This is a genomic window from Streptomyces sp. ADMS (genome assembly GCF_033441795.1).
In the GTDB taxonomy this organism is placed as follows: domain Bacteria; phylum Actinomycetota; class Actinomycetes; order Streptomycetales; family Streptomycetaceae; genus Streptomyces.
In genome coordinates this window covers 1-313 of record NZ_JAVFVX010000521.1, presented here as the reverse complement: position 1 = coordinate 313, position 313 = coordinate 1, and the positions used below count along the sequence as shown (strand labels likewise).

The 313-nt window shown below is 69.0% G+C and carries 1 protein-coding gene; it reads left to right on the top strand.

What is annotated here, in order from left to right; translation table 11 throughout:
- Nucleotides 1-17: 17 nt before the first annotated feature.
- On the top strand, nucleotides 18-313 hold a 296-nt coding region (locus RB628_RS43000), incomplete at its 3' end, for a TOTE conflict system archaeo-eukaryotic primase domain-containing protein (protein WP_318325822.1).

Genomic DNA, 313 nt, shown 5'->3' with positions numbered 1-313 from the left:
ATGTGGGCCTGTACCCGATGTTCCCCGACGACACGACCCAGTTGCTGGCGTGCGATTTCGACGGCAAGGACTGGCAAGGCGACGCCGCCGCCTACGTGGCGGCCTGCACAGAAGCTGGGGTCCCCGCCTTGGCGGAGGTCTCCCGCTCCGGGGCTGGCGCACACGTGTGGATCTTCTTCACCGCGCCGGTACCGGCCAGCCTGGCCCGCGTGCTGGGCATGGCCTTGTTGCGGCGCGCGATCGACGCTCGCGACGGGATGTCCCTGGCCAGTTACGACCGGCTCTTCCCCGCCCAGGACTTCCTTCCCACAAG